This window comes from Photobacterium sp. GB-50, from assembly GCF_003026755.1.
GTDB lineage: Bacteria > Pseudomonadota > Gammaproteobacteria > Enterobacterales > Vibrionaceae > Photobacterium.
In genome coordinates, this window is sequence record NZ_PYNX01000006.1 from 148,005 (window position 1) to 170,570 (window position 22,566).

The 22,566-nt window shown below is 37.9% G+C and carries 21 protein-coding genes; 16 read left to right on the plus strand and 5 right to left on the minus strand.

The window, feature by feature from the left end:
• Positions 1 to 44 precede the first annotated feature (44 nt).
• Positions 45 to 1,214, plus strand: a complete 1,170-nt coding sequence (locus C9J41_RS10640; RefSeq protein ID WP_107294541.1) for a YibE/F family protein — start codon at positions 45 to 47, stop codon at positions 1,212 to 1,214.
• On the opposite strand, the gene C9J41_RS10645 is transcribed toward C9J41_RS10640, so the two are convergent.
• The 3 genes from C9J41_RS10645 to C9J41_RS10655 form a co-directional block, all read right to left on the minus strand.
• Complete coding sequence (locus tag C9J41_RS10645; RefSeq protein WP_107206906.1) at positions 1,192 to 1,638, minus strand: GNAT family N-acetyltransferase; 447 nt, start codon at positions 1,636 to 1,638, stop codon at positions 1,192 to 1,194. The genes C9J41_RS10640 and C9J41_RS10645 overlap by 23 nt on opposite strands.
• 98 nt (positions 1,639 to 1,736) lie before the next feature.
• Positions 1,737 to 2,213: a DUF3291 domain-containing protein gene (locus C9J41_RS10650; RefSeq protein ID WP_107206905.1), complete on the minus strand. Its 477-nt coding sequence runs from the start codon at positions 2,211 to 2,213 to the stop codon at positions 1,737 to 1,739.
• A gap of 305 nt (positions 2,214 to 2,518) precedes the next feature.
• Positions 2,519 to 3,124: a glutathione S-transferase family protein gene (locus C9J41_RS10655; protein WP_107294542.1), complete on the minus strand. Its 606-nt coding sequence runs from the start codon at positions 3,122 to 3,124 to the stop codon at positions 2,519 to 2,521.
• 196 nt (positions 3,125 to 3,320) lie between these two features.
• On the opposite strand from C9J41_RS10655, the gene C9J41_RS10660 reads away from it, so the two are divergent.
• The 3 genes from C9J41_RS10660 (at position 3,321) to C9J41_RS10670 (ending at position 5,925) form a co-directional block, all read left to right on the plus strand.
• Positions 3,321 to 4,184 carry a LysR family transcriptional regulator gene (locus tag C9J41_RS10660; RefSeq protein ID WP_107206903.1) on the plus strand — a complete coding sequence of 288 codons (864 nt, stop codon included), beginning with the start codon at positions 3,321 to 3,323 and terminating at the stop codon, positions 4,182 to 4,184.
• 163 nt (positions 4,185 to 4,347) lie between these two features.
• A complete protein-coding gene (locus C9J41_RS10665; RefSeq protein ID WP_107206902.1) occupies positions 4,348 to 5,034 on the plus strand; it encodes a hypothetical protein in 687 nt (228 codons plus the stop codon).
• Between the two features lie 258 nt (positions 5,035 to 5,292).
• Positions 5,293 to 5,925 carry an SDR family NAD(P)-dependent oxidoreductase gene (locus C9J41_RS10670; protein WP_107294543.1) on the plus strand — a complete coding sequence of 211 codons (633 nt, stop codon included), beginning with the start codon at positions 5,293 to 5,295 and terminating at the stop codon, positions 5,923 to 5,925.
• A 116-nt stretch (positions 5,926 to 6,041) separates the two neighbouring features.
• On the opposite strand, the gene C9J41_RS10675 is transcribed toward C9J41_RS10670, so the two are convergent.
• Together C9J41_RS10675 and C9J41_RS10680 are read right to left on the minus strand one after the other, a co-directional pair.
• Positions 6,042 to 6,431, minus strand: coding sequence for a lysozyme inhibitor LprI family protein (locus tag C9J41_RS10675; protein ID WP_233220408.1), 390 nt, complete (start codon positions 6,429 to 6,431; stop codon positions 6,042 to 6,044).
• 312 nt (positions 6,432 to 6,743) lie between these two features.
• Complete coding sequence (locus C9J41_RS10680) at positions 6,744 to 6,953, minus strand: DUF3955 domain-containing protein (protein WP_107292228.1); 210 nt, start codon at positions 6,951 to 6,953, stop codon at positions 6,744 to 6,746.
• A 507-nt stretch (positions 6,954 to 7,460) separates the two neighbouring features.
• On the opposite strand from C9J41_RS10680, the gene C9J41_RS10685 reads away from it, so the two are divergent.
• The 12 genes from C9J41_RS10685 to C9J41_RS10740 all read left to right on the plus strand — a co-directional run bounded on the left by C9J41_RS10685 (position 7,461) and on the right by C9J41_RS10740 (position 22,488).
• Entirely contained in the window at positions 7,461 to 7,979 is a 519-nt protein-coding gene (locus C9J41_RS10685; RefSeq protein ID WP_005365509.1) for an Hcp family type VI secretion system effector, read from the plus strand.
• Between the two features lie 112 nt (positions 7,980 to 8,091).
• Positions 8,092 to 10,170 carry a type VI secretion system tip protein VgrG gene (locus tag C9J41_RS10690; RefSeq protein WP_107208777.1) on the plus strand — a complete coding sequence of 693 codons (2,079 nt, stop codon included), beginning with the start codon at positions 8,092 to 8,094 and terminating at the stop codon, positions 10,168 to 10,170.
• The gene (locus C9J41_RS10695; protein ID WP_045131087.1) at positions 10,161 to 10,685 is read left to right on the plus strand and encodes a DUF4123 domain-containing protein; all 525 of its coding nucleotides are present in this window, start codon (positions 10,161 to 10,163) and stop codon (positions 10,683 to 10,685) included. The genes C9J41_RS10690 and C9J41_RS10695 overlap by 10 nt, the downstream gene beginning before the upstream one ends.
• Before the next feature lie 3 nt (positions 10,686 to 10,688).
• Positions 10,689 to 14,531 carry a hypothetical protein gene (locus C9J41_RS10700; RefSeq protein ID WP_107294544.1) on the plus strand — a complete coding sequence of 1,281 codons (3,843 nt, stop codon included), beginning with the start codon at positions 10,689 to 10,691 and terminating at the stop codon, positions 14,529 to 14,531.
• Positions 14,521 to 15,570, plus strand: coding sequence for a hypothetical protein (locus C9J41_RS10705; RefSeq protein ID WP_107208779.1), 1,050 nt, complete (start codon positions 14,521 to 14,523; stop codon positions 15,568 to 15,570). Before C9J41_RS10700 ends, C9J41_RS10705 begins: the two co-directional genes overlap by 11 nt.
• Positions 15,571 to 15,623: 53 nt before the next feature.
• Positions 15,624 to 16,691 (plus strand): hypothetical protein, encoded by a 1,068-nt coding sequence (locus C9J41_RS10710; RefSeq protein ID WP_107294545.1) that lies wholly within the window; start codon positions 15,624 to 15,626, stop codon positions 16,689 to 16,691.
• A gap of 53 nt (positions 16,692 to 16,744) precedes the next feature.
• Positions 16,745 to 17,818 carry a hypothetical protein gene (locus C9J41_RS10715; RefSeq protein ID WP_107294546.1) on the plus strand — a complete coding sequence of 358 codons (1,074 nt, stop codon included), beginning with the start codon at positions 16,745 to 16,747 and terminating at the stop codon, positions 17,816 to 17,818.
• A 202-nt stretch (positions 17,819 to 18,020) separates the two neighbouring features.
• Positions 18,021 to 19,061: a hypothetical protein gene (locus C9J41_RS10720; protein WP_107288160.1), complete on the plus strand. Its 1,041-nt coding sequence runs from the start codon at positions 18,021 to 18,023 to the stop codon at positions 19,059 to 19,061.
• Positions 19,062 to 19,211: 150 nt separating this feature from the next.
• A complete protein-coding gene (locus C9J41_RS10725; protein WP_107262343.1) occupies positions 19,212 to 19,703 on the plus strand; it encodes a hypothetical protein in 492 nt (163 codons plus the stop codon).
• A gap of 110 nt (positions 19,704 to 19,813) precedes the next feature.
• The gene (locus tag C9J41_RS10730; protein ID WP_107206452.1) at positions 19,814 to 20,413 is read left to right on the plus strand and encodes a hypothetical protein; all 600 of its coding nucleotides are present in this window, start codon (positions 19,814 to 19,816) and stop codon (positions 20,411 to 20,413) included.
• Positions 20,414 to 20,429: 16 nt separating this feature from the next.
• Positions 20,430 to 21,389: a hypothetical protein gene (locus tag C9J41_RS10735; RefSeq protein ID WP_107206451.1), complete on the plus strand. Its 960-nt coding sequence runs from the start codon at positions 20,430 to 20,432 to the stop codon at positions 21,387 to 21,389.
• Between the two features lie 142 nt (positions 21,390 to 21,531).
• Positions 21,532 to 22,488, plus strand: coding sequence for a hypothetical protein (locus C9J41_RS10740; RefSeq protein ID WP_107206450.1), 957 nt, complete (start codon positions 21,532 to 21,534; stop codon positions 22,486 to 22,488).
• Positions 22,489 to 22,566: the final 78 nt, after the last annotated feature.

The following is a 22,566-nucleotide window of genomic DNA, read 5'->3' on the forward strand; positions in this document are numbered from 1 at the left end:
GATACCCTCTACCGCTTTTTTCTCTGACTATCTCTGTAGGCCACATGTTTCAAAAATACGTTTTCCCGATCATGATTTTTGCGCTCTCAACAGCTATTTTTCTTTACTCCCCTTTGTTGAGCCAATCTTTCCATCCAAATAAAACACAATCTCAGCATTTCGTCTCCGCAAAAGTGGAAAACATCATCGATGAAAATGTCTTTGAAGATGATTTAGCGCCTGGGATATATCGCGGTACACAACACCTAAAAATCAAAGTACTTGAAGGTGAGCATGCCAATGAAACCGTTGAAATCAATAACCCATTAAGTCGTCAACATAACGTGTTATTGGATAAAGGTTCAGAATTCATATTGATGATCCGCGAAACCATTCACGGCAGCCATTTTTGGGCGTTTAACCACCAGCGTACTACTCCCATCTACACCATGGCACTGGTCTTTATTGGGCTTATTTTATTGTTTGGTGGACGCGCAGGCTTAAACGCTGTGATTTCACTGTATTTCACAGCCGCACTGATCATTGGCGTATTAATTCCAGCCATATTTGACGGAATAAACCCAGCCTTGGTCACTATCGAATTAATGGCAATAAAAATTGTCGTTAATTTCATCCTAGTTTCTGGTTATAACAAGAAAAGTCTGTGTGCGATATTAGGCACCTTAGTTGGGGTTATCATGGCGGGTATTTTTGCTCAAACCTTTGGCGAATGGGCACACCTATCAGGTATTTACTTAGATAAAGGTGAGGATGTCATTTACCTTGCCACAGACAATCCTATTCAAGTGCGTTGGCTGATGTTTGTTACCATTATGATTGCCGCGCTAGGCGCCGTGATGGACGTTGCCATTTCAATTGCTTCATCGTATCAAGAGCTACAACAAGCCAATCCTAAACTCACTCCCAAGCAATTGATGCTTGCCAGCATGAACATAGGCAAAGACATCATGGGAACCATGACAAACACGTTAATTTTAGCGTTTGCAGGTAGCTCGCTCACCACCATCATGATGGTCTGGGGTCTTTCAATGCCTGTTGAACAGTTTATGAATACCCCAGTGATCGCGTTAAGCATTATTCACGGTTTGGCAGGCAGTATCGGTATTGTGCTTACCATTCCATTTACAGCCTTTATTGCTAGTAAGATCTTTAACCATCAAACTAATGAAAAACCAGAAATCAACGCTAACGTTAACAATGCTTTAGATAAGTAAAAAACTCAGTGTCTTTTTCGTAGTGATTTTTTTCATATAAGTTCTGCGCTTTTAAATTATCGATAGCAGTACTTAACATAATGAAAGAGGCCTGAGTTTCTTTCGCTAACTGATCAGCGCGATCAAGCAGCAACTGCGCAACCCCATGTTGGCGAGCAGATTCGGTTACAAACAGATCATAAAGCAACCAAGTACGATTCATTTCAAGCGAGCAAAACAGCGGATATAATTGAGTAAAACCAACATATTGCCCTTGTTCATCAACCACAAAGTAGATAACCGACTCTTTATTTCCTAAGCGTTGTTGCAGGTATTGAAGTGGGTTTTTCTCGCTATAATCTACTTCATAAAACGTTAGATATGCCTCATACAAAGGCGTAACGTGAGTTAAATCATCAAGGGTGGCTTCTTTAACAGTAAACATGACATACACCTTTTTTGGCTTAGATTGTTCTACCATTAATACCAATCATAGCCGCCAACTGACAAACAAACTGAGATTGAATTTTTAATACCCGCCACTCATCGATTACTTATAATCAGCTCATCCAGCAACAATAAGTCATCTGGCGTAAAACGGGATTTAAATGAAAAGGCATAAGGCGTTTCGCCATGTTCACGCAAATGCTCAAGTCGCGACACAGCGTGTTGTGGCGTGGGGATCTCATCATCTTCAACCCACCATAAAACATAATTAGCTTCCGTTAAGCCATGGAACCATTCACTTTTACGGCGCATAAAATCTTTATGATGCGTGCGGAACATAAAGTTTTTAAGATCATCCACCGAGTCCCAAATCGACATATTGACGATGATAGAAGGATCATCAAATAGCTGAATTTTCGTCGCATCACCAGATTCATCTTTTAAGCGCCATACAAAGCCATCACAGCTTTCAGCTATCGCATTCACCTTATCTAAGTTATCAACAAAGTCTTTAATCTCAGGTGCATCTAATGGGTATTTTGCCTTTGCGATATTGAATTGTGCCAGCTTCATGATTCGTCATTCTCCTTTTTCAAAAAAGTCGGATAATAAACTACGCTCATATTTGATAATGCGATCTATTGCTTTGCAAATTTATCCCTTCCATACGGTTCATAAGCAGTGAGGCTCTTAGAACTGCAAAAGCTAAGGCAGTGTTATTCGACCCTCAGATGGAAGAAAATAGCCGTGATGTTTTCCGCTGATCTTTTCCAATAAAGGCAACCACTTGCGTCGATGAAATTCAAATACACCTCTTTATCCGGTCAATAACGTATCTGACATAACAAGTGACATACCTTTATCCCTCTAATTACACATTACACCGCTTCTTTCAGATCGACACTGGCATGTAACTGCCCGACCGCTTTTAACCAACGCTTAATGTGTGGGTAGTCGCGTAAATCATAACCACCGTCATCAGCTACATGGGTGTAAGCATATAATGCAAAATCCGCTATCGTGACATTGTCACCTACCAAGCAGTGTGATTTCGACAATTGCAGCTCCATCACATCGAGGGCTTTATAGCCTTTTGCATGTAACGCTTCATACTGTTCAACTCTGTCTGCTGGCATACCCAAATAAACTTGAATGTAACGTGCTACCGCAATATAAGGTTCATGCGAATACTGCTCGAAGAACAACCATTGATAGACTTTAGCTTTGAGAAAACTGTCTTGGGGTAAATATTCAGAGCCTTCTGCGAAATAACTCAAAATCGCATTCGACTCATACAGCACTCGGCCATCATCCAACACCACAACAGGGATTTTTCCATTAGGATTCAACGCTAAAAATTCAGGCGTATGGGTTTCGTTCTCCAAAATATTAATATGCTGCCACTGATGCTCAATCCCTAGCAGTGACAAAATCAACTTCACTTTCAAACAATTTCCCGACTGTAAATCGCCATAAACAACCATAACCACTCCTTGTATTGTCTGGGTTTGAACTGAAAGCACTTTTCCGCCCTCATTGATAAAGTTAACTGTAATCAGCAAAGCACGATTCGACTATCGTAAAATACGAATACCAACTATCAATAATATTGAAGTATTTACCGCTTGTTATGGAAGTGATTTAACGCTATGTTTTTATTGCTAAATAGAGGGATATCATATGGATATTGATGCATTAAGAAGCTTTTTAGCTTTCGTAGAAACTGGCAGTTTCACCCGCGTAGCCAAGCAAAGCTTTCGATCTCAATCTGCCATTAGCATGCAGATGAAAAAGCTTGAAGATGAACTCAATACTCAGCTATTTACTAAAGATGGTCGAATGCTGGTATTAACAGAAGATGGGCAACGCTTAGCAACGCATGCCACCCAAATTATCGCAACCCACGATGAAGCCTTGCTAGAACTTAAAAACAAGTTACCGCAACAAACCATCCACCTTGGTTGTCCTGATGATTATGCGGAGTCTATCTTGCCCTATATTGTGGCTTTACTCCGTGAAGAACACCCACACATTAGCCTGCAAATCACTTGTGCGCCAAGCGTATATTTAAAAGGTTTACTTGACAGTAATCGACTTGATCTTGCTATTGTTACCCGTTCACCTACCTCACAAGAAGGCTATTTTCTCCAAACCGACAAAGGTATATGGGTTGGCTCGCCACATCACGACATTGTTAACCTGCAACCCTTACCAATTGTATTATTCCAACGCGACTGTAAATTCCACGATGCCGCCATTGAAGGCTTCATAAAACGTAACCGCCATTATCAGCTCGTCAGTTGTTGCAGCAGTGCAACAGCAAACAAAGGCTTAGTAAGACAAGGCTTGGCAATTTCTGCGATGGCGAAATGCAGCATGCCGAATGATCTGATCGAGCTTACCGCCCCGCACCTGCCTAGCTTACCTGTGGTTGATATAGTGTTATCACTGCCGAGTAAGCCACACCTTTTACTTTCACCTGAAAGTATCAACCGCATGATTGATCGCTACCAGTGTGAACAATTTGCGACAGAAAAGTGCTAAATACCGAGTGCCTATTACATAAGAAACGATGATCTTTAATTGAATAACAGTATTACTTTCAAGACAATCAAATCAAAAAGCTTTAGCTAATCTCAAAAGTACGATTACTTAGATACTGACTTTTTTGTTGGGATCTTTCATACATAAACAATAGGAATATGCTATGAAAAAATGGAGTCTTTTAGCTTTGGCATCGGCTTTATTGCTGGGGTGTGGTTCTAATGATGCTGAAGATGCGATTGTAGAAACCGTTGGGCTAAATATCGATAGCTTATCGAGCCAACAAAAACAAAATTATGCCCAGATCTCAACTGACATTAATACATTGATTATTTATATTGGTGGCCAATGTTTGACGGCTGAATCAAACAAAAATCCTAGCCTGACGCTGACAGGCTTTACCTGTAACATCGCCGATCATAAAGACGCAGTAAGCCAAACTCAGTTTTCTAGCATTTCGTTGATCAGTGGCGTGCTTGATATTACCCGTTCTAGCGAAACCGACTTCAAAATTCAAACCAAAGATAACGTCAAGTTTCATGCTGCTAGCATTAGCGATGGCACATTAAATTATCGCCTTGTTGATGATAACGCGATTCACTTTATTGTGAATGAAACAGGATCAGATAGCGCATCGTTCAGAGGCTTCTTCCGTGACGATAAAACCGTAGATGTCACCTATTGGACGGCAGAATCATTAGGTACCACCCCATTTGATTATGATGAAGATACCAATAGCCAACATAGCTGGCTGGCAAACGGCACAGCGAAAATTACAGGGAAAGACGATAAAACCTTTAACTGGGGAACCAGTGCCACTGGTGAGGTAGAGCTACCGCTAACAGAATAATATTGAGCGGCTAAGCCGAAAACTCAAACGCCCTGTTTGACAACAAAGAGAGTTAAACAAGCGCACTAAGCGACTTCTTGAAACAAAAGCCAGTATATAAATCAAAGTGTTGTCATCACTGAGATGGCAACGTTTTTTCATTTACGCAATTCTCTAAGTCGACTAATAACAAACAGATAATCAACCAAACTAATGACTCCACCATTAGAATAATGCAAACTATTATCATTACTGTTATTTGAGATGGATTTTTACGTAATGAATATTGCAATTTGGGGTGCTTCAACTGGATTAGGCGCAGCAATGGTAGATTACTTTTATGCTCAAGGTATGAACGTTATCGCCATTGCACGTAACCCTAATAAAAATACCAAGCTTGCCGAGCACAACATAACGTCCATTTGTTGTGACGCAACAGATAAACAACAAGTTGAAGCGGCGGTATCAGCACTGCCCGACAACACTTTTAATATCTCGACAATGGGCAGTTTTCGCTCTGATACGCCTGTCGATTACATTGGCCACCGCTATTTAACAAATGCATTAGAACAAAGCACTTCACAACACTTATTGTTAATTACTTCACTGGGTTGTGGTGATAGTTGGCAATACCTTTCAGACCGTGCAAAAGCAGGTTTTGGCAGCGCAGTGCGTGAAAAAACACTCGCTGAAGCTTGGCTACAAAGCAGCAATTTGAATTACACGATTCTACGACCTGGCGGACTGAAAGATGGTGAGCCAACCCAGCTAGGTGAGTTATCACAACATAAAGAAGTGCATGGCGCGATCACTCGGGGAGAAGTCGCCCGATTAAGCCATGAATTGCTGTTAAGAAGTGACGCTAATGGTCAGATTTTCCAGTGTGTTGATCCCAGCATCGCCCCTTATTAACAAACGCGTTATTAGCAAGTAAGAATTAGAAAGAATAGATAAAAAAAGCCCGATTTAAAAAATCGGGCTTTTTTATAACATTATAGAAAGACGTTGCAGCCCCTTTCATGCTTACACTACCAACCTTCATTTAGCTCTTTCGTGCGCTGGATAGTTTCTGTAATTAGGCAGTCGTGTAAATCCTCTAACCCACCAGAGCCACTTTCACTATGATAAAACATGCCACACTTAGCATCTCTGTATTGAATCCATAATCGTTGGGTTTTTCTTAGATCTTCTTTACGAAAATCTTGGATTCTCGCCATGTATTGCTTATAAGCCGTATTGAGCAATTTATCCCTTTTCGATAATTCCTCGTTCATACATTTAACAACGGCTGGGCTATAGGCTCCTAACGTATCAATGCACTGATCAAACTCTTTACTGTAATCGGCAAACGCAGATTTAAAGAAGGTTGGCAAAATGAAAGCCGCAACCATTGGGTAATAAAACCGTTTTTTCATCATACATCCTTGTTCATCCCCATCACTAACCACAATCTTAACTAACTGAATATTAGATAGTAAATGGTTTTATCCAAAAGCATTACAAGCTACATATCTGGTATCACAATAATGACTATCGTGACAAAACAGCCAGTGACTAGTGAATGACTCGGCATTTGTCGTGATGTAGTGCTTACTTGTAGTATGGAAAATTATCGTTATTACCCGTTCGAGTCACGATAAGGTTGAAAACCCACTTCATTTGCATACAAAAGATAATAAAAAAGCGATGCCGTATAAATTACAGCGTCGCTTTTATTTGAGCCTTATACCTTACCTCGTTTTTCTGTGTTTCAAGGCGGTATAAATCAAGCTCACCAATGCCAATAATTGAAATAGCCAAAACAGAGGAATAAAACCAAACGATTCAATTAACACGCCATTGTCATCGACATAAGAGCCTTTATAGGTGTAAACAGCCAGACATCCCCACCCGATAACGCTCAAAAGGATAGTGACTCTGTATCTACTGATTAATTTCATCTGAGGCTACCTTTAATATTCACTCAAGCGAAACCCACTGTGGATTGTGCATACCTTATTTAATCCACTTTAAAAAGTATGCAAACTCGTTTTTGGACATAAATGAGTTAGATTCTTAGCTCTATTTGGGGAGATTCGTATTAGAAAATATATGGAAAATCTATTTTAACGCTTGGTTTATCGTAAAAAATCGTCGTCACTGATTTCAATAAGTCATACTCGACCAGAAGGTCTACACCTCACGCTGCCAAACTCATATTAATAACTACCACCCCCCTCTCTAACTTCATATTTCGAGCATTTTACATTTAGCTTACCGAGCAAGAACTTGCCCAAATCGAGCAATAAGTTGCCCAGCCGGGCAAGATCTTGCTCGATATATAATAGCGTAAAAACGCAAAATCCATACTTATCAGTAACTTAAAGTTTGGCACACTTCCTGCTCTAACAGCACGTCATCACAGCATAGGCTGTGTCATTTACTCCATCATAAAATAGGATACTAAGATGCCAACTCCTTGTTATATCGCGATCCAAGGCCAAACTCAGGGTAATATTACAGCGGGTGCATTCACACCTGATTCTGTCGGTAACATCTATGTTGAAGGTCACGAAGACCAAATGCTTGTTCAAGAATTCAAGCACGTTGTTACTGTTCCTACAGACCCACAATCAGGTCAGCCTTCAGGTCAACGTGTTCACAAGCCATTTAAATTTACCGTGGCACTGAACAAAGCCGTTCCTCTGATGTACAACTCATTGGCATCAGGTGAAATGCTACCGTCTGTAGAGCTAAAGTGGTACCGCACATCGGTTGAAGGTAAACAAGAGCACTACTTCACCACAACGCTGACCGATGCAACGATTGTTGATATCAACACCCACATGCCACACTGCCAAGATTCATCAAAAGAAGACTTCACGCAGCTTATCGAAGTATCAATGGCTTACCGTGCAATTAACTGGGATCACACGGTATCTGGCACATCTGGTGCTGATGACTGGCGTGCACCGCTAGAAGCGTAATCGCACTCAACTATGTATCAGCCTACACAACTGTGTAGGCTGCTTTTCGTTTATGCCTTTGCTAAATACGCCGCAAGGCCGACGTTAGCAAAGGTTTAACCACGAGGTCAGTATGGCAACAAAAACGGGTTTGCAATTTACATTCGAAGTCGATGGGCTAGAGGCTGATGCCTTTGCCGTCACGCAATTTTCAGGCACTGACAACCTGTCTATGCCTTTCGCCTTTACCATCGACTTAGCCAGTCGTCACCCGGCCTATACGCCGCAAGAAACCGTCGATAACACGGCCACGCTCACGGTCTGGCGAGACGGTGAACAGCAACAGCAATGGCATGGCATTATTCGACGTTTTACCCAAGGTGACACAGGTCATCACCACACCTTGTATCAGGTGGAATTTGTACCGCCAGCAGCCCGCCTCGCGTTGCGCCACAATAGCCGTATCTTTCAAACACAAACGGTGCCTGAAATTATCTCGGTGATACTACAAGAATTAGGGATTACCGATGTTGATTTCGTTTTAACGCGAGATTACGTGCCGCGTGAATATTGCGTCCAGTACCGTGAAACAGATTTAGCCTTTATCGACCGCATTGCCGCAGAAGAAGGCCTGTTTTACAGCTTTGTCCATGATAATAAAAAGAATACCCTGCGCTTTTCTGATGACACCCAAAGTGCCGCTCGACTGGCGGCACCACTGCCTTATAACAGCCGCAGTGGTGGGCAAAGTGGCGTGCCTTTTGTGCGCACCTTTGCTCGCCATACGCAAATGCGCCCATCATCAGCGCAACTCAAAGATTACAGCTTTAAAAAGCCGGCTTATAGCTTCTTACAAACGGCCAATGCGAAAGAAGCCGATTACCAGCAAGCCAATTACGAACATTACGATTACCCTGGGCGTTACAAAGACGATGCCAGCGGTAAGCCGTTTACTTCTTTTCGACTCGAATCATTACGTCGTGATGCCAATACAGCCTATGGTGAAAGTAACACCCACGGTTTAATTGCTGGGGTGAACTTCACTCTCCAAGAACACGATGATGAGCAATGTAATGACGAATGGCTCGTGGTGGCGGTTAACCATATGGGCACGCAACCGCAAGCATTAGAAGAAGCTGGCGGACAAGGCGTAACAACCTATAACAATGATTTTATTGTGATACCCGGTCATCGCCCATGGCGAGCCACCTACACGGCTAAGCCTCGTGTAGACGGCCCACAAATTGCGATGGTTGTGGGCCCTGAAGGCGAAGAGATTTACTGTGATGAATACGGTCGGGTCAAAGTCCAATTCCCATGGGATAGATACAGTAACAGTGATGACAATGCGAGTTGCTGGATACGAGTCTCCCAAGGTTGGGCGGGGAGCCAATATGGCATGCTCGCACTACCCCGTATTGGTCATGAAGTGATTGTTGATTTTCTGGAGGGTGATCCAGACCAACCGATTATCACAGGCCGCACTTACCATGCGACCAACAAGCCCCCTTACCCGTTACCTGCCAATAAAACCCGTACGGTATTGCGCACAGAAACACACCAAGGTGATGGCTATAACGAGCTGCGCTTTGAAGACCAAGCAGGCAAAGAAGAAATATATGTTCACGCGCAAAAAGACGTGAACATGTTGGTGGAAAACGATCGCAAAGACGACATCAAACACGATTTACACCTTGATGTAGACAATGAACGCTTCACCCACATCAAAACCCACGACCACCTAACCGTCGACGGTGAAAGCCGTACCCATGTAAAAGCCGATCAAACCGTTGCGGTTGATGGCAGCTTACACATGAAACAAGGCCAAGCATTATTGGTGGATGCGGGTAATGAAGTACACCTTAAAGCAGGCTCAAAAGCCGTGATTGAAGCGGGTGCTGAAATCACGCTGAAGGCTGGCGGCAGCTTTATCAAAATAGATGCATCTGGCGTTTCAATTTCAGGGGCAGCGGTCAACATCAATGCAGGTGGCAGTGCGGGCAGTGGCTCTGGCTTTGGGGGTTTATCACCGTTATTACCGCGTGCGGTTGAAGCGGCACATAAAATTGAGTCCGTTTCTCCACTCGTTCACTCACCAACAAAAGCATTAGAGCATGCCGCAAAACTAAATTTGGCAGCCGTGGGGGTTTGTTTAAAACAAGAAGGTAAAACAACTTGTGGATTATGTAATGGAGAACACGCATGTTCTTAGAAAGTGAAAACCATTGGATTGTTATTGATACTCCAGATAGTCAACAATCACTTAATTTTATTACAGCGCAAGGGTTCGATTACTTTTGGTGGTATACCAATACACCTTTGGCTGACTCTTTATCTGTTTCTCCTCTTTGGGTAAAGGTTCCATCAAATAAAGTGGAAGAAATATTGACGAGGTTCTCTAGCAGTGCAGTGTTTGCAAGTCAGTTAAATGATGAACAATTTGAAGACTACATAAAAACTCTTGTGCTAATGCTTAGCCCTACCCACAAACCCTATGTCGTTCGATTTTATAACCCTAAATATTTGCAGTATTGGTTCGCGGATCTAACGACAGAACGCCAAGAAACGCTATTAGGGCCAATCATTCGTATTGGATGGAAACAAAATGGAGCTGTTCATACCATTGAAAATCATCACCCTAGTTCGTTCGAAAATTCAAAGACAATTGCTTGGTTTCAATTGAATGAAGTTGAGTGGGATCTACTTAAAATTGCGTATAAGAAATAAATTATGGCTAAGACTTTAGATTTAACCAATACAGAATTACAACAATGTGATGTATTTAGTTCAGACGGAGTAACCGCTGGGCCCTGTGAACCTAAAAACGTTGCTGATATTTTATATATTCCTCAGCAAAAGAAATGGTTTTATGTTTCAGCAAAAGATGCTGAAGAATTAAAGGCGCAAGCTGATGAATTAGATGATACCGTTAAAGTGGTAACGGAAAAATTGTATTCAGGCGATGCCAAAAAGGATGAACAAAAAGGTAAAGAGGCGATCCAACAAGAAGTGCTAGAAAAATTAAATCAAAAAGGCATTCTTGAAAACTATAAGATCCGCTCATTTACTTATTTTTTATCCTCTGAAAAAGATAAAAGTGACTATGTCCAATGTCTTTATACGAGAAACTTAATTCAAACCTATGTCAAGATTATTGAAAATACGTCAAAAATACCAAAACTAGAGAAAGTTGCCGCTGCTGAAGATTCAATTATTGAGCGTTACAGTCAACAGCTAGGTCTGACGTATTCAGATTTGGCGGAAGATTCTATTGTACGAAATACCATGCGAGCGATTGAGCATAATATAGAATTACGTAATTCGACGCGGATTGGTTACAGTACAAAAAAAGACTTAGTTAATTTTCTCAATACGCAAGTCATTAAGCAGTTGAGCAATCAAATTGAACAATATGAGGAAAAGGCTAAAGAGCAAGCGAAAAAAGAAGGATTCTTATGGTATCAAAGTTTACTAACTGGTAAATATCGTTTTGTTAAAGGTGATGAAAAGTTCGTTGAGAAAAGTTATAACGGATACATTGCTCTTCGAAAAGATTTTAATGATATGTATAGAGATCCTCAATATGACATGCTTGATGATTTCGAAAAGTACAAACAAAAAGGAAATGTTCGAACAAATAGCATTGTTGCTGCAAATGTATACAAATGTTTGGAGCTATTGAATGCTCAAGGGATGGCGGTTCCAGAGCAAGTGCTATCAAAAAAAGAGCTTTTTGCTACAGATCAAGAAACTCAGAAAGCGTTTGATGATTTGGTCAGTAAATTGAGTGATAAATCTATATTAAGCAAGTTGGATAGAACTGGGCGTGACCTTACAGATAATATAGAAATGCTACGCTTTGATAGTAGTAACCCGAAAATACTTCACGAGATTAGTAACCACAAATTTATCTTATTTATCGAAAAGTTAGGGTATTACAATTGTCTTGCTTTCTCTGATGCTTTAGATAAAGCGTTATCCGCAGATATCCAAGAATACATTACCGAAATTTTAGGAAACAAAACAACTGCTCTTAACTATGGAATGGGTGGCATATATATTCTTGCAGCGATACGTTATCAAATCGACTATCTAAAATATTGTGCAAATCAAAATTTAAAACAAGGGAAAGTAAATTTTTGTCTTGATAGCAATAAAATTAAACAATCATTACTTGCACTTGATACCATTACTTGGTCTTCTAATGATATCAAATTAACTGAATATAAATTTGCATGGAAAGAGTCGGATACGCACATAGTTGAATTTTTTATCATGAGCGAAGAAAATAAACCTCGTTATATGATAAGCAGTGATTTAAATAAATTACTAGACTCTCATGGTCTCGTTACAGAGTTAAAATTAAAAGACAATATAGATGTTGCTCGTGGCGTTAAAGATGAAGACATTAAACAAGCCAATTCAGCCGATTCATTACAGGCTGGAATTAAGCAAGCTATAAAATTGGCTCGTGATTCTGTAAAAAATAACCAAACTAAAACAGTCAATCTTAATAGTGATATCCCTGATAGTAGTATTGATAAATTTACAAAATACACTTCCCTTATTCAAATGTCACAAACTATAGGTGGAGGAAAGGGGCTAAGTTATATCGTCAATGCGCAAGCTGAGCTATTTCGCTTTTGTGCTGATAATTGCCGCTTTGAAGCTGATTATCCAGAGTCTTTTGAGGATCTTGTAAAACGAGCGATTAAACAGACAGATATTGCCAGTATAGAAGCGTCGGCCAGTATTGATATATTGAGTGGATATATGTCAATAAAGCAGATGCTGCCGAGCCGTAATGGCTTTCCTATGATTATATCCGCACGTTTTGGTGAGCAAAATAAAGTAAAGGAACTGCATTTGGGGCAATTAAGATCGGATGTTGATATGGTACTTTATGGAAGTGTCGGGATCGGATTAAGTTTAAGTGCGGCAGTTTCTATGACATCAACGGACGGAGGCCTTTCTCTTTCACCTATTTTACCTGGTGATACCAATCTACCAAATGGCGGCTATATTGCTGGCTCTGTTGATGTATTCGCGGGTGCTCGTGCTGGTGTTACTGTATCCAGTGATGTTAAATGGTGTAAACCAATTAAGAATATGCAGGGCATGGTGCTCGATCCTCTAAATAAAAGTTGGATTGCTCAACTTACGCCAATGCAAGCTAATAATTTAAGAACGACAAATAATTATCACGTTCGAGAAGATCGAGATTGGCATCAAATAGGACGTTTCTGTAATACGACTGAGAAAAGTTTTGGTATTGGGCTACGTGGCACACTCAAATTTGGCTATCGAAAGAATCAATATATTCTAACTTGTGGTGGTGGTCTTACTGTTGGTGGTGGAGGCTATGTAGAGCAGACGATAGCACTATATCCAGAATCTTTACTTGAGTTTGTTAATGCTTTCGTTGACTTATTGGCAAGCAATGATTTTCGACGCTTAGATATTTTTACGGAGAAAGACGATGAGGATGGTACTTTAGATGGTAATCAAGTATTAAATACTCTCATTACGATGACTATGGTGACAGGACTGGAGGTTTCTCAGCTGGCTTTATTAAATATGAATGAAGTGATAAAGCAAGAGAAAAAAATCTTGGTTCATGGGCATGCTGATATGATTGCGAATAATATAATATCATTTCATAATAAGAATCAGAATATACAGGATATGAAGCCTTGGTTTAATAATATGCCCCCAGAATCAAGAGCAAGACTTTTATATTCTCTAACGGTTGATAGTACTCTTCTTGACATTACTCTAGGTGTCAAAGTTAGTGAGTTAAAACGCTTTAATCAGTCTCCATTTCAAATATTAAAGCCACCACAACTTTCTGAAAAAGAAAAAGAAAAATTAGTAAATGGTGTTAATGAGGAGGCCCCTCGTTGGATAGCTATCTGTAAATTACTTAATTTTTGGGTTAATCAAGATAGTTATATTTATAAGTCTGTTGAAGATAGACAAATATGCGAAACTTTTACAAGATTTAATGCTCTTGGTAAAGTAATGCTTGTGAGGGATTATGCTAATAAATTGATTCCTTATATTGTTTGGGGGAAGTTAAAAGAGATTTTAGAGAGATATGATCAGTTCTATATTGATGGGTTAGATTATCACGAAAGCATTAACATTAATGAACTTTATTTTGTAAATAAAGTTAAAGATAATATAGATGCATATTTTAATTCTTACCCTGAAACTAAATACAAAGTAATAAAAAGAAAACTTTATGGTACTGATTTGGAATTTGTAGTCTTTAATGGCGAGAGAACTAACCTCTCATTAGAATTGAAATTTGGATATTACCATTTAGCAAGGTCTAAGGTTTATCCTGATGAATATAAAGAATTTTCTGATGGCCTATTATCATTTATAAATTCACCATCGAAGATGATAAAGTCTAGTATGGTTAAATCAATAAATAATTTAGTTGATAATATGGTTGAAAAAGAAAATAGTATTGGTGATTTCAAAAATAAAAAACGTATATTAGAAGCCATTAAGAATGGTGACATGAGTGCGTTATTAGATTTGATGGATGGTTATTATGAAATTTAATAGTATTCTAATTTTTTTGTTTTTATTCTCAGGTTGTGTTTATTCTAGAAGCGAAATAAATAAAAGTAATTTATCAAATGATGATTTAAAAAAAATAAACTTAGCAAATATTTATTTGGAATATGGTAAAGACAACAAAGAAGCTATTAAACTTACAAAACCATATATAAAAAACAATGACAATATTTTTGCTAGGTATATATATGCATCAGCATTAGCGCGTTATGATCTGAAAACTTCGTTAGAAATGCTAAAAACATTAACTAATGAGGAATATCCTTATGCGATGGAAACTTATGGGAAGAAAAGAACCTGCAAACTTAATAAATATAAGAATGCTTGTTTAAAATATGGATATGATAAATTATTGAGTCAGACGTATTTAGATTGGAGAAAAATAGATCCTTCTGAACAATATAATGAATTTTATCAACAGTTTCTTGATACCCCATGGGATGAAAGAATTAACAAAGAGCATACTTGGTTTAATCCTAAAATCGATAAGCTTCTTCGTCAATGCGCTAATGATAATGTGTTTCAATGTGCAAATGAATTACAAAATGGATTATATTTTATTAATAAAAGAACTCCAGAACAAGAGAAAGATTATCAGTATTATAGAAAACTAGCGAAGAAAATATTAATCAACGCAGATAATTTATATCTAAAAATAGACTATATGGATAGATGTTTTGATAAGAGTAAATATAGAGATAATGATATTTGTTTAACTAAAAATGAAAGTTATACGATGTTGACTAATTTAGCTAAAAAAGGAGATTTATCAGGATATCATACATTATCGTTTTTACTATATAAAGATATATATGATTTTAGTTTTCCAAGATATGTTTTATATCCAAAACTCTTATCATCATCTAAGCTAAAAGACATTTTTGATAATGCATTAAAATTGAATAATGGTGTTGGATGGAGTTATAAGAAAAAAAATTACAATATAGAACCTTGGGAAAAATTGCATAACGACGAAAGCCTAAGCGGATTTTTTAACAAAGTAAATAAGTTAGATTCCGAATAGTGACTGGTTAGCCTCCTTAAAGCCAGGGGGCTAGAACTATAGGTAAATAGATAATGAAAAAGATATTTTATGGGCTGATTTTATGTATTATCCTGTTAAATCCTGTTTTTGCTATAAATAAGACCATAAAAAATGGTTACTCTTCGATATTGTCAAATGTAGATAGAAATAAGATATATCTAGCAAAAAATTTTCTTACTTATGGAGCTGGTTTTAAAAAAGCGATAGAGTTAACTGCTCCTTATATTAGCGATAAAAATAATATAGAGGCAAGATATATTTATGCAGTTTCATTAGCACGTTATGATCTAAAAACATCTTTAGAGATGTTAAAAGCCTTAACTGATGAAGGATATCCTTATGCCATGGATACCTATGGAGAGAAGAGAACCTGTCAACTTAATAGATACAAAAAATTGTGTGATAATTCAGGATATAAAAAATTATTAAGAACAATGTATTATAAATGGAGAAAAGGAAATTCATCTGAATTATTCAATGAAGATTATGAGCAGTATCGTTATATGTCATTTGAAGAGAGAGTAAATAAAGAGAGAACATGGTTCACACCAAAAGCTGAGAAACTTCTAAAACAATGTGCAGAAGAGCGTTTTTTTTATTGTGCTGATGATCTTCAAAAAGGTTTATTTTCTGTTGAAAATAAAACTGATAAACAGAGAAAAGAATACGAGTATTATAAAAAACTAGCTAAAGATATTTTAATTAATGCAGAAAATAAATATTTAAGAATTGACTATCTTGGATATTGTAATGAACCAGAATCAGAATCTAATATTTGTCCATCTAAAAAAGAATTAGGATTAATGTTAACTAATTTAGCTAAAGAAGGTGATTTAAAAGGGTATCAAGTTCTTGCTTATGAATTATTTCATAATGACAATACAAAAAATTATCTTAGATTTTCTAAGTATCTAAGATATCCAGATTCAAAGTTAGACCCTAAATTAAAAAAAGAATACGATAAGGCGATAAAATTAAACAATAATCAAGGATGGGATATGGAAATGCGAAGTTATAGCATTGAACCATACGAAAAGTTGTATAACGACGAAAGCCTAAGCGGATTTTTTAACAAAGTAAATAAGTTAGATTCCGAATAGTGACTGGTTAGCCTCCTTAAAGCCAGGGGGCTAGATCTATAGGTAAATAGATAATGAAAAAGATATTTTATGGATTGATTTTATGTATTATCCAGTTAAATCCAGTTTTTGCGATGGATAAGATAATGAAGAATGGTTATTCTTCTGAGTTGTCAAATTTAGATAAAGGTAAAATATATCTTGCGAAAAATTTTATGGTGTACGATTTTGATTTTAAAAAAGCGATAGAGCTAACTACACCTTATATTAATAATAAAGATAATATAGAGGCAAGATATATTTATGCAGTTTCAATGGCACGTTATGATCTAAAAAAGTCTTTAGAGATGCTAAAAGCTTTAACTGATGAAGGATATCCTTATGCCATGGATACCTATGGGGAGAAAAGAACCTGTCAACTTAATAGATATAAAGAATTATGTGATAATTCTGGTTATGACAAAGTATTAAGATCCACTTATCGTAAATGGAAAAAGGGAAACTCATCGGTATTATATAACGAAGATTATGAACAGTATCGTTATATGTCATTTGAAGAGAGAGTAAATAAAGAGAGGACATGGTTCACACCAAAAGCAGAGAAACTTCTTAAGCAATGTGCAGAAGAGCGTTTTTTTGAATGTGCTAATGAACTACAGAAAGGTTTATTTTTTGTTGAAAATAAAAATGATAAACAGAATAAAGAATATGAGTATTATAAAAAATTAGCTAAAGACATTCTAATTAATGCAGAAAATAAATATTTATCAACTGGGTTTATTGGGGTTTGTTTTAAATCAAAAGAGAAATCATTATCGGATATCTGTCCATCAAATAAAGAGTTAAATACAATGCTCGGTAATTTAGCTAAAAATGGAGATTTATTAGGGTATAACTCGTTAGCTTTTATTTTATTCTATGCTGAAAACAATGAGGATTATATTAATTTCTTAAAATATTTAAGACATCCACATTCAAAAATACCTACTAAATTAAAAAAAGAATATGATAAGGCGATAAAATTAAATAATAATCAAGGATGGGATATGGAAATGCGAAGTTATAGTATTGAACCATACGAAAAGTTGTATAACGACGAAAGCCTAAGCGGATTTTTTAACAAAGTGAATAAAATGATTTCCGATTAATACCCTATTCCCCCCTTTATTATGAGGGGGGATTTTTAACTATTGAAAATCAAATTCTTGGTAGGTTTTCTTAATTTAACCTACTCTACATTTCCTTTCACTATCTACACCTCGCGCAAATTATTGCCTAGTAATTTTTAGGTGTACTATTGTGCATTAAAATCAATCAGCTTCTCAGTCCGCTAAGTTAAGGTCTAAATGCATGAAAGTAACTATTACTACCCTACTATTAGTTTTCTCTTTTTTAGCCTTAACCGGTTGCTCAAAAGCAACAGAGCCACAACAGGCCGATATTGCTGTGTTTGAACAATTTTTATCAGAAAATCCTATATCGTCAGTAAGTCCAACCGTTGATATCGCAAGTATATACCAACAAGGGGATCCACTTTTTGAAAGTGTTTTATACATCCAACGTAATCTTTGGGCTGAGGCAAAGACACAACTTGAACCGATGGTAAAAAACCAAAATCCTGACGCAAAATTTTGGTTAGCATCAATTACATGGGGAACGGGTATTAAAAACAACCCTATGGCTAAAAAGCTATATATGGAATCAGCTGAACAAGGCAACCCTTATGCAGCATTGTTTTTTTCGCCTAAAAACGATATTTGTCAAATGTACTATTCCAGTGAATGCAGTGAGGAATGGGTAGATAAAGCACAAAAACTTTTTGTAGAAAAAGCAAAAACAGGCGATGTTCGTGCCGTATATTACAGTACAGTATTGAAACCAGATTTAACCCACGAGCAATATATTAGTGCCATTATCAACGCAGCGAAAAGTCACTACTACTACCCGCTTGTTGAATACTCTAATAATTTAAGAAAAGCAGAAGATTCCAATCAAGAAATGAAGGAACTCGCTATTGAGCTTCTTAATTATGCACGTTTTAATAACTTTGTTCCGGCTATTGAATCCTTAATGAAAATTGAGGGTAAACATAAAAGAATGAATGGTTCTATATATAAAGAATTAATGACACAAGGTATCTCTTTGGGTGCAAACTATGCCTGGAGAGGATATAGAATCTTAAGTATTGAAGATGACTCTTTATCTGAAAAAGAGAAATATATTGCAGCAAAAGCAACTGAACTTTTTAATGGTGATGACTTTGCAATAAGCTTTACTCATCCACCTAAAGAAAAAGAAGCTTTGATTGTTGCAAATAATAAAGCACAAGAAAAAGCAGATTCGGTAAAAAGAGTGATTTATATTGATGGGGCTCACGTACCTGAAGGTTAATTATTTTTTAATTTTTGAGCGCTTCCTAAATAAAAAGGAAGCGCTTTTTTAATCAATATTAAAGCAAATTATTGCCCAATTGTTTTTAGGTGTACTATTCAACATTAAATCTATTAGCTTCTTAGTCAGCTAAATTAAGGCCTTAAATGCATGAAAGTAATAATTACTACCCTTCTTTTAACTCTCTCTTCGATAGCCTTAACCGGTTGCTCAAAAGCAACAACACCTCAACAAGCCGATATTGCTGTATTTGAACAATTTTTATCAGAAAATCCGATATCAAGTATCAACCCTTCTATTGATATAGCGAGTATCTATCAGCCAGGTGACCCGCTTTTTGAAGGGGTACTTAATATACAGCGTAAGTTATGGGGAGAAGCTGAAAAAGCACTTCAACCTTTAGCCGATAAAAAAAATCCAGAAGCGATGTATTGGTTAGCCACCATTACCTACGGTTCGAGTATATATGATACTCCGAAGGCCGGAAAAATGTTGATTGAAGCAGCAGAGTTAGGCAACCCCTATGCCGCTCTATTTTTTTCACCAGATAGCCGCTATTGTAATATGTATTTTAAAAATCAATGCAGTGAGAAGTGGGTAGAAAAAGCACAAAAACTGTTTGCAGAACAAGCAGAATATTAGGAAAGAACAGGATTAAAACGCCGTCTGTTTTAGTCGGACCTTGGGGGTGGTTAGCCATTGCAATCTCCCTTACTGGTGGGCTTTGCTACTTATGGCTAAAAGATAACTCAATGCAAGAATGGCTCGCCAATGGTCCTTTTGCAGAGGAGGAAGATCGTTTTAATGGAGAGTATGCATCATTAAAGGACGACCCTGAGCTTGCATATCTTACATGGTTGAACGAAATTATTGGCATTAAAATCACTGTTTATCCAAAAGATAAAGTGCAGTTACAATTAAGTGATAAAGTATCACAACGTTTGAATACAATGCCTACAACACATTATATTCATATTCAGTCGAATTTACCCATCTCATTAAATCAGAAGAATATCACTGTGAAAGCATGCCAAAAGCTTACAAAGGTATTAATTGATGGGAATAATCAGTTGAGTGATCAGTATTCCAGCCAGCAGCCCCTCTCCTCCCTAGGAGGAATGAGTTTAGGTAATAGTTATGTTTTTTGTATAAAAACGACGGAAGATACTCGCCAGACAAAAAATGTCAGAGAAACAATAGAAGTCGCTGTTTTAGCGAAAGCGCGAATAACACATAAAGGTACGGTATTTCCACTTCCTTCTTTAGATAAAAATGCAATACGTTTGAACAATATTGGACCTCCCCGTGCTGACTTTACTCAACAACAAAAAGAATGGGCTGATAACCTATAAAATGAAAAGGATAACCATGAAACATACCCCGTACAATTCACAGCACATTCCGCCGCAAGCGTCGGGGAATCAGCAAGGCTTTTGGTCTCAAATGGCCAGAAAAGGTGTGCACTTCCCATTTACTTGCAATAATCATCATGTTCCAGAAAAAGAGCTGCGATCCCGTACCCCCTCTGAACTGAAAAAGCTTAAGACATTTGAGAGTGATATATACAGTGAGCGTGAAATTCACGACATCACTTTCCCATGGTGGGGCTTGGCCTATTTTTATGCCGTGACTTTTGCGAAAGTTATTGCAATCTATTTTATGCCGTTAGCTTTTTTGGTTTTTGGTATGGTGAATATTTTTACTAAAGCCCCACAAAGTGAACTAAATACAGCATATCTTGGGTTAATCTTTATATCAGTGGTGTGTCTACTCATTTGGTGGTCTTTCTCTTTTTTTAATGGAAAGTTACCCATTAAAACCTTATTTTCATTAAGCCGAGAAACGGGTATGGTCACACTACATGGCTTCGGTAATAAGGTGCGATTTAGTCACCCTTTTGTTGAGTTTGATTGCTACCTGACAACATCGCCAACCCCACAAGGTTTTATTAATTATCAACTGTTTCTTGTTCATCGTTATAATGGTTATAAACATGGGGTTCCCATTGGCCGTTTTATCAATGGTTCAAGAGATCTTGATGAATACAAGCGCTTATGGAACATGATCCAAGCCTATATGGATGTGAGCCAGCCTTTGCCCGACATTCCAATGAATGAGCCTTTTCGCCATAAAGACAATGCAACCGTTGCTTATGATAAGGCGCATCATCGAAAGCCAGATTTTTGGTTCAGTATGGATGATGATGCGTTTGAACAAGCTGTGACGAAAATTGTTGAGAGGCAAAATTCAGAGCCACCATTGGGTGAGGTTATACCGTTCCCTACCACAGATTCTATAGCAACCACACCAAACACGGCTTCTGCCTAACGCATAATAAGCACGCCCATCTCGGCGTGCTTTTTTGTGGAGGTCATATCTCATCATCAATCAGGCCAATTATTGCCCAGTCTATTTAGCGTGTATTCTCACTCTGAGAATCGTTAACGCCGAAGAAAGATAGAAAATAACCATGAAGCATAATCCTTACAACTCACAGCATATTCCGCCGCAAGCGCCGGGGAATCAGCAAGGCTTTTGGTCTCAAATGGCCAGAAAAGGTGTGCACTTCCCATTTACTTGCAATAATCATCATGTGTCAAGTAAAGTGTTGCGATCCCGTAAACCCTCTGAGCTTAGAACGTTAGACCCATCTGAAGGCGGCTACAACGAACGTCAAATTAGAGACATCACATTGCCATGGTGGGGCTTGGTCTATTTTTATGCCGTGACTTTTGCGAAAGTTATTGCTCTCTATATGATGCCGTTAGCATTTGTTCTTCTGGGGATAATATATCTCGTAACCAACATTTCATCGCAATCATCAATCGATATTTTGATTTTTCTTTTATACATATTGATCCCATCCTTACTCATTTGGTGGTCTTTCTCTTTTTTTAATGGAAAATTACCCATTAAAACCTTATTTTCATTAAGCCGTGAAACGGGCATGGTCACACTGTATGGTTTCGGTAATAAGGTGCGATTTAGTCACCCTTTTGTTGAGTTTGATTGCTACCTGACAACATCGCCAACCCCACAAGGTTTTATTAATTATCAACTGTTTCTTGTTCATCGTTATAATGGTTACAAACATGGGGTTCCCATTGGCCGTTTTATTAATGGCTCAAGAGATCTTGATGAATACAAACGCTTATGGAACATGATCCAAGCCTATATGGATGTGAGCCAGCCTTTGCCTGACATTCCAATGAATGAGCCTTTTCGCCATAAAGACAATGCAACCGTTGCTTATGACAAGGCGCATCATCGAAAGCCTGACTTTTGGTTCAGTATGAATGATGAAGCGTTTGAACAAGCAGTGACGAAAATTGTTGAGAAGCAAAATTCAGAGCCACCATTGGGTGAAGTTATACCGATCCCTACCACAGATTCTATAGCAACCACACCAAATACGGCTTCTGCCTAACGCATAATAAGCACGTCTATCTCGGCGTGCTTTTTTGTGGAGGTCATATCTCATAATCAGGCCAATTATTGCCCAGTC

Bases quoted from the DNA above. Each gene is read 5' to 3' on its own strand.
- C9J41_RS10710 (WP_107294545.1), top strand. From the start codon at position 15,624: ATGAAAAAGATATTTTATGGGCTGATTTTATGTATTATCCTGTTAAAT.
- C9J41_RS10685 (WP_005365509.1), top strand. From the start codon at position 7,461: ATGCCAACTCCTTGTTATATCGCGATCCAAGGCCAAACTCAGGGTAAT.
- C9J41_RS10665 (WP_107206902.1), top strand. From the start codon at position 4,348: ATGAAAAAATGGAGTCTTTTAGCTTTGGCATCGGCTTTATTGCTGGGG.
- C9J41_RS10645 (WP_107206906.1), bottom strand. From the start codon at position 1,638: ATGTTTACTGTTAAAGAAGCCACCCTTGATGATTTAACTCACGTTACG.
- C9J41_RS10690 (WP_107208777.1), top strand. From the start codon at position 8,092: ATGGCAACAAAAACGGGTTTGCAATTTACATTCGAAGTCGATGGGCTA.
- C9J41_RS10655 (WP_107294542.1), bottom strand. From the start codon at position 3,124: ATGGTTGTTTATGGCGATTTACAGTCGGGAAATTGTTTGAAAGTGAAG.
- C9J41_RS10640 (WP_107294541.1), top strand. From the start codon at position 45: ATGTTTCAAAAATACGTTTTCCCGATCATGATTTTTGCGCTCTCAACA.
- C9J41_RS10725 (WP_107262343.1), top strand. From the start codon at position 19,212: ATGAAAGTAATAATTACTACCCTTCTTTTAACTCTCTCTTCGATAGCC.
- C9J41_RS10715 (WP_107294546.1), top strand. From the start codon at position 16,745: ATGAAAAAGATATTTTATGGATTGATTTTATGTATTATCCAGTTAAAT.
- C9J41_RS10670 (WP_107294543.1), top strand. From the start codon at position 5,293: ATGAATATTGCAATTTGGGGTGCTTCAACTGGATTAGGCGCAGCAATG.
- C9J41_RS10730 (WP_107206452.1), top strand. From the start codon at position 19,814: ATGCAAGAATGGCTCGCCAATGGTCCTTTTGCAGAGGAGGAAGATCGT.
- C9J41_RS10695 (WP_045131087.1), top strand. From the start codon at position 10,161: ATGTTCTTAGAAAGTGAAAACCATTGGATTGTTATTGATACTCCAGAT.
- C9J41_RS10720 (WP_107288160.1), top strand. From the start codon at position 18,021: ATGAAAGTAACTATTACTACCCTACTATTAGTTTTCTCTTTTTTAGCC.
- C9J41_RS10660 (WP_107206903.1), top strand. From the start codon at position 3,321: ATGGATATTGATGCATTAAGAAGCTTTTTAGCTTTCGTAGAAACTGGC.
- C9J41_RS10700 (WP_107294544.1), top strand. From the start codon at position 10,689: ATGGCTAAGACTTTAGATTTAACCAATACAGAATTACAACAATGTGAT.
- C9J41_RS10650 (WP_107206905.1), bottom strand. From the start codon at position 2,213: ATGAAGCTGGCACAATTCAATATCGCAAAGGCAAAATACCCATTAGAT.
- C9J41_RS10675 (WP_233220408.1), bottom strand. From the start codon at position 6,431: ATGATGAAAAAACGGTTTTATTACCCAATGGTTGCGGCTTTCATTTTG.
- C9J41_RS10740 (WP_107206450.1), top strand. From the start codon at position 21,532: ATGAAGCATAATCCTTACAACTCACAGCATATTCCGCCGCAAGCGCCG.
- C9J41_RS10735 (WP_107206451.1), top strand. From the start codon at position 20,430: ATGAAACATACCCCGTACAATTCACAGCACATTCCGCCGCAAGCGTCG.
- C9J41_RS10680 (WP_107292228.1), bottom strand. From the start codon at position 6,953: ATGAAATTAATCAGTAGATACAGAGTCACTATCCTTTTGAGCGTTATC.
- C9J41_RS10705 (WP_107208779.1), top strand. From the start codon at position 14,521: ATGAAATTTAATAGTATTCTAATTTTTTTGTTTTTATTCTCAGGTTGT.